The following is a 5,980-nucleotide window of genomic DNA, read 5'->3' as shown; positions in this document are numbered from 1 at the left end:
CCTCGCTCGGGAACCAGCCGGGCTTCCCCCGCCCTCTGGGGCAGGGGCAAGTGCGTGCGACGGGCCGTAGGACCGTCGTACGCGATAGCTTGCTCCGCCGGGAGCCGTCGTGGGGTCACGCTGCTGTTCGGCGGTGGTCACCGCCGGGTCGTCGGTGGTCATCGGCTCGTCTCGGGGTTCTGCTGCTGGATTTCGCGGACGAGTTCCTCGATCCAGTCCATGGCGAGGACCGGGTGGTGCAGGGTCCAGGGGCGATCGTGCTGCTCGCGTTGCACGATCCAGGTGGTGTCGGGGCCGGACTGGGCGCGGTAGAGGTGGCCGTGCTGGTGAAGGACGGTCAGCCAGGAGTCGACTTCGGCGGGAGTGGCCGGGTGGGTGCGCATCGGGTGTTCTCCGCTTCTGCTCTGGAGGGGTGTGGCGCGGGTGTCCGGAGCGGGTGACCGGCTCGGTCACCCGCTCCCTGGGTGTCCGGTCAATTCCGGGTGGAGGTGACCGGCTGTCCGTGCTGGGCGCGGAGCTGGGCCATCAGGGCGGTCAGGGTGTCGCTGGAGAGCGGGATCTGCTGACCGCGGATCGCCTGGGCGACCACCTTGCGGGTCAGCTTGTCCTCGGCCCTGACCGCTGACCGGGCGATCTTCAGCAGTTCCTCGGTGTCCGGGTCAGGCCGCCGGTCACCGGGTGTCCGGGCCTCTCGGTCAGTGACCGGCGGCGGCGTGACCGGCGGGGTGGTGACCGCCGCCGGGCTGTCCTGGTTGCCGGTGACCGGTGCGGTGTCGTCGGGGCGGTCAGTGACCGGCCGAGCCGAGTCTGACTGTCCGGGCAGGTCAGCGGCCTCGTGCGACTGGCCTCGGTCATGGGTGACCGGGTTGCTGCTGCCCACCGGGGCCCTGTCCCCGGTCAGTGACTGGGAGGCAGGGGCCTGCTTTCCCAGGGACAGTGGCGGCCGGTCGGTGAGGGCGGTGACCGGCTGACCGGCCTTGACCTGACCGATCGCCGACCGGTTCTGACCGATCCGGTCAGTCCGGGTGACCTCGATGGCGTCGCGCCGGTCACCCTGACCCGAGTGACCCGGGTAACCGGGGTGACCGAGGTCCTCGCGGTCACTGCCCTTGACCGGCCCTCGGGCGATGAGGATGTAGAGGTGGACCGCTCCGGCCAGGGCGAGCGGGGCGATGGTGGACAGCACCGCGACCACCGTGTCGCCGAGCCGGAGGCCGGTGCCGGCGACCGCGTCCTCGTTGAGCCGCACCGCGTGGAGCGCGTTGGCCCAGATGCTGGCGGCGGTGGCCGTGCCGAAGAGCGTCCAGACGTAGAGCCGGGCGCGCAGCGGCGCGTCGCGGAGGACCAGGAGCGCCCGGACGCCGTAGGCGATGAACCCGTCGATCACCAGGGGGAAGAGGTAGGTGAGGAAGCCTCGGATGTGGATGGCGACGGCCATCTGCTGCAGCGCGTCGTACGACAGCGCGCATCCCGCACCGCCGAGGGCGATGACGACCGCTCGGTCCCAGCCGGATATGTGCGCCGTCTTCGGCACGGTCAGGGCAGTCACGCCGCCGTCCCGAAGTCGTCGCGACCCAGGCGCTCGATGCCGGCCTCAGACGAGGCGGTGGCCGTCTCGGGTTGATTCAGGTCTCGGTTGCGCAGGGCGCGGCGGAGTTCCCGGTATCGCTTCTGGGCGTGCTCCTCGGTGATCTTGAGGAGCCAGGCCAGGCGCTGCTCGGTCACCCCGTGGCGGTAGGCGGCGCGGATGACCGCGCGGCGCTCGGCCTTGGTGAGGTGGATGTCGCGACCGGCGATGGTGTCGTTGACGCGGCTGTAGTCGAGGCGGTGGGCGATCTTCTCGTGCAGAGGGCCGCGCTCCTCCTCGGTCAGTCCGCCTCGGATGCCGTCGGCGTCGCCGGCTTCCAGGGCGGCGTCCAGGCAGACGCGGCGGACCGGGCACTGGCCGCACAGCGCCTTCGCTTCGGTGATCTTGTCGGTCTCATCGGGGTCCGGGAAGAAGATCTCGGGGTCCACCGGGTTGTACTCGGTGCTCTGGCAGACGGCCTGGTCCCGCCAGGTGTGGTCGCCGAGCGACCGGTGGCGGGCAGGGCGGGGCGTCGTGCTGGTCATGCGGGGTGCTCCGATCGCTCTCCGCGCGCAGGGGCGTCGGCGGAGAGGTGCGCTGGGTCGGGGAAGTGCCAGGGGCGGCGCGCAGCGGGCGCGGCCCGGCGTGGTGTCCTGGGGCAGGTCAGGCTGCGAGACGGTGTCGTCTGCGGTCGACCTGCTCGAACTCGACCCGGGTGGTCATCTGGGCGAGCCGGGAAGCGACGCGGTCGCCGAGGTGAGCCCGGAGGTCCCTGATCGCCAGGTTGGTGGTGATCAGGGTCGGAAGCTCGTAGTTGTACCGGCGGTTGATCAGTCGGTACGTCACTTCCTCGACCCACTCGCTGGCCTTGGCCGCGCCAAGGTCGTCGATGATCAGCAGCGGGCAGCGACTGACGGTGGCCAGCTCCCGCTCGCTGTGGGCTCCGGGCCGGGGCCGCAGGTCGGCGTACAGGTCGGCGGCGGTGGTCGCGCGCCAGCGCACGCCGACTCCGCTCTGTACCAGCCGCCGGACCGCGCCATACGCCTGGTGTGTCTTGCCCGCGCCGACGACGCCAGCCATCAGCAGGCTGGGTCCGGTGGTGACCTGCCGCCTGGCTCCCTGGTTGGGGGCGACGGCGGCCTCGGCGACGGCCCGGACCCAGGCCAGGACCTGGGGGTGGTCGGCGACGGCGGCCCGGTAGCGCGGGGGCATCCCGGCCGACAGGGCCTCCAGCGGGGAGAAGGGCTCGGGCTCCTGGGCCGATGCGGCGACGGTGGCGGGGTCGATGTTGCGGGCGGCCAGGATCCGGGCCATCCGGTCCAGGGTTTCCTCGCCGAGGGTCTGCGGTTCGCGGTGACGGGTGCGCATCACAGCTCCTCGGCGTAGGCGGCAGCGGCGTTGGCAGGGTTGGTCCACGCCTGATGGGCGGGCACGTTAGGCCGAATTCCCGGCCGCGCCAAACCACCGGGGCGCGCGTTCATGGCCTCGTTGACCATGCTGGTCAGCACGCTCGGGTGCTTGGGGTTGGCCGCGAAATTCGCCAGCCCGGCCCTGATGTGCTCCGGCGCGATGCCCTCGCCCAGGAGCTTCTTGGTGATCCGGCCGAGGTGTCCGATCACGTCGCTGGGCGGGCGCTCGTCGCAGGCGGTGACGTACTCGCCGACGAGCTGGTTGGCCGAGATGCCGGCTGCGGGCGCCGTGCGCCCCGTAGGGAGAAGAGATCCAGGATCCAAGATCCTAGATCCAGGCGCCGAGCCCTCTCCGAGGCTTCGGGGAAGGTTCGGAGAGGTCCCGGGGAATGCCCCTTGACCTGCGCTCTTCGTTCCGGCCTGGCTAAGAGCACCGCCCCCGTTGTCGGCGGCTTCCTGCCGGTTGGCAGAGGCCCCACCCGCGTATCCGGAGAGCGTCGAGGTGGTCTTGGCGGGCAGGTCGAGGGCTCGGGGAGCCTTCGGCGAGGTCTCGGCGAGTCCTCGGGGAGCTGTGGACGAACCCTCGGTCCGCTTGGTGCAGGAGCCCTTGCAGGGCGCACACCGGTCGACGGCCTGGTGCTGCGGGCAGGAGGGCAGACGCGACTGGCTCGGCTTGTCGATCTTCTGGTGGTCGGACCAGGTCACGATGTGGAGGTACCGGCGGCCGTCGCAGCCGGTGTACCGGCAGATCAGGCCGGCGGTCGCGAGCTGGTGGAGGTCGTCTTCTACGTGGACCGAGGTGTGCTCGGCGCGAAGGGGCCAGAGGAGCCCGGCGATGATCGCGGCGTTGTCGCGGTGGCGACCGTGGTCGTCGGCCTGGGTGAGGAGTCCGAAGAAGGTCCGCTCCGCCTCGACGCGCACTTCGGCGAGCGACTCGGAGACGAATGCCTCCGGCTTGATGGTTCGTATCCGCGCCATATCAGCGGCCCCGAACGGCGGCGATCAGGTCGCTCCGCGTGAGGGTGGCGCCGGCAAGGTGGAAGGTGTGCGGTCGCGTCGAGTTCGCCTCCGGCCAGACCCTCAGGATCCAGCGGCCCGCGCCCCTGGCGGTGGTGCGGCCCACCTCCATGGTCTTCCCGGCCTTGTCGCTGACGAGGGCGCGCGGGTGGGGCCACGTCTGCTTCGGGTCGTTGAGGCTGCCCCGGATGGTGGCCGCGCCCGCGATCAGGTCCGCGAGCTGGGCGGCGAGGCGGCGCTGGCGGCCAGCGTCCGGGCAGGCCGGGGTTCCGATCGGCATGGCGAGCATGCGATACTCCGTTTTTCGTAGGAGCGCGGTGCGGCGGTTCTCGTGCAAAAGCCCCGCCGCCCGCGTGATGTGTATGGGCACCTCTCGGGGTGCCGACCCGGCGCTTGGGAGTTGGTAGCTCCCGGGCGCCGGTTTTTTCGTTGCCGAGCCACGTCACGGACCATGCGTCCGCATTCGCCCCACCTCCTCCTCGATCTCTCTACTCCAGGCATGCGGTGTGACTCCCGCAGGCAGGGGTGCGCATCCCGGGGTCTTACGGCCTAATCGGTTCGTGCCTTTCATCTGCTCGTTGCGTCCCTCGCCGCCCGGCGAGGGACGACGAACATATGTAGACACCTCTGGCAAGTCCATCCCTGGCCCCTTACGGGGTCGCACGGCCGGCGCCGGGGAAGGTGGCCCCCGACCGGCTGGCAACGACCGAACCGCATCCAATGGCGCGTTGCTCGAGTGGTCACGACAACGCAACGTGCAAAGAGGTCCCCCAGGGCTGGCACCATAGAGAGCCGGAGCCCGGCCAGCAGGTGCGATACGGAAACGTACGTCAGTTGCGGAAATGTATCAAGCCTGGGCTACAGTTGCCCCAGAGGCCGCCACCACCAGCCTGATCGCCACCCCGCAGGAGTTCATGTGCCACGTCAGTTCGACGGCAGCCGCGTGCGTGCTGTCCGGCGGGGCAAGGACCTCCATCAGAAGGAATTGGCCGAGATGGTGGGCGTCAGCGCGCCCACGGTCGCGAGATGGGAGAGCGGCCAGGACTTCCCCAAGGGTGAGAAGCTCCCCGCAATTGCAGCGGCGCTCGGTCAGTCGCTTGATGTCCTTTTCCCCCACGACGGCCCGCCGGACCTGCAGCTCCTGCGCTGCGACGCCGGCCTCAGCGTCGCGCAGGCCGCGGCGATCATCGGCGCGAGCCGCGTGCCGGTGAGCAACGCCGAATCCGGTCGGCGCCGGCTCAGTGACGCTTACGTGCAGCCGCTCGCACAGGCGTACAGGGTGACCGAAGAGGAGTTGCTGGCTGCCCAGGACTGCTCGTTCGGGCTTCGCCCTAGGGCCTCGCGTGACGAGCATGCGTCCGCACCCCGCACGGTGGGAGAGAAGATCAACTACCTCCTGCAGCACGGGTACGTTGGCCAGGAAGCACCCTCTGATGAGGAAATTGCGCGGATCGTCAACGAGCATGCGGGCGTGGCGACAGTCACCGCCGACGACATCGCCGCCCTTCGTGCGGGCGCCACGGCGGAGGCTTCTGATGTAGTGCGTGCCGGCCTCGCTGAGGCGCTTCAGGTCGACGCGGCCCTCTTCCAGGATGATGCCGAGGTCGACCCTGCGGCCCGCGAATTCCTGGAGGCACTCCGCTTCCTCGGCTCGATTCACCGAGGGCAGATCCTCGGCCTGGCTGCCCGCGGCAACGGCGGGGGCCTGTCTGCCGAGATGATGGCCAAAATCAACGAGCTCGTCGGAGAGCTGAAGCACAAGCTGCCCGAGGTGCAGGACGGGGAGTGACGCCGTCTGCGAGTGCTCCTCGATGCTTCGCTGCCTGAGGCGTTTCCGCTCCGCAGGCTTCAGCATCTGACACGGATCGTCGACCTGCGTGGACCGGGTCGGTACGAGCTTTCGGCAGCCGCGTCAGTGGTCGGCAACAGTGAAGGGACTGGCGGGGGGGGGGGGGAGTGGGGGGGGGCCCCCCCCGCACAGAAGGGA

Annotated in this window: 7 protein-coding genes; 1 reads left to right on the top strand and 6 read right to left on the bottom strand. The window is 70.3% G+C overall.

Features of this window, described 5'->3' with window-relative positions:
* Positions 1 to 158 precede the first annotated feature (158 nt).
* The 6 genes from ACWEJX_RS37130 to ACWEJX_RS37105 form a co-directional block, all read right to left on the bottom strand.
* Positions 159 to 383 carry a hypothetical protein gene (locus tag ACWEJX_RS37130; protein ID WP_451611820.1) on the bottom strand — a complete coding sequence of 75 codons (225 nt, stop codon included), beginning with the start codon at positions 381 to 383 and terminating at the stop codon, positions 159 to 161.
* Positions 384 to 472: 89 nt separating this feature from the next.
* Positions 473 to 1,549, bottom strand: coding sequence for a DUF2637 domain-containing protein (locus ACWEJX_RS37125; protein WP_451611819.1), 1,077 nt, complete (start codon positions 1,547 to 1,549; stop codon positions 473 to 475).
* On the bottom strand, positions 1,546 to 2,112 hold the full coding sequence (locus ACWEJX_RS37120; RefSeq protein ID WP_451611818.1) for a WhiB family transcriptional regulator: 567 nt from the start codon (positions 2,110 to 2,112) through the stop codon (positions 1,546 to 1,548). Before ACWEJX_RS37120 ends, ACWEJX_RS37125 begins: the two co-directional genes overlap by 4 nt.
* 118 nt (positions 2,113 to 2,230) lie before the next feature.
* Positions 2,231 to 2,935 carry an ATP-binding protein gene (locus tag ACWEJX_RS37115; RefSeq protein ID WP_451611817.1) on the bottom strand — a complete coding sequence of 235 codons (705 nt, stop codon included), beginning with the start codon at positions 2,933 to 2,935 and terminating at the stop codon, positions 2,231 to 2,233.
* Positions 2,935 to 3,954, bottom strand: a complete 1,020-nt coding sequence (locus tag ACWEJX_RS37110) for a hypothetical protein (RefSeq protein ID WP_451611816.1) — start codon at positions 3,952 to 3,954, stop codon at positions 2,935 to 2,937. Before ACWEJX_RS37110 ends, ACWEJX_RS37115 begins: the two co-directional genes overlap by 1 nt.
* Before the next feature lies 1 nt (position 3,955).
* Positions 3,956 to 4,282, bottom strand: a complete 327-nt coding sequence (locus ACWEJX_RS37105; protein WP_451611815.1) for a transcriptional regulator — start codon at positions 4,280 to 4,282, stop codon at positions 3,956 to 3,958.
* A 627-nt stretch (positions 4,283 to 4,909) separates the two neighbouring features.
* Between ACWEJX_RS37105 and ACWEJX_RS37100 the strand changes: the two genes are divergently transcribed.
* Positions 4,910 to 5,782 carry a helix-turn-helix domain-containing protein gene (locus ACWEJX_RS37100; protein WP_451611814.1) on the top strand — a complete coding sequence of 291 codons (873 nt, stop codon included), beginning with the start codon at positions 4,910 to 4,912 and terminating at the stop codon, positions 5,780 to 5,782.
* Positions 5,783 to 5,980 lie beyond the last annotated feature (198 nt).

The sequence above is a fragment of the Streptomyces sp. NPDC004788 genome, assembly GCF_053601115.1.
This window is presented reverse-complemented; position numbering and strand designations above follow the sequence as displayed.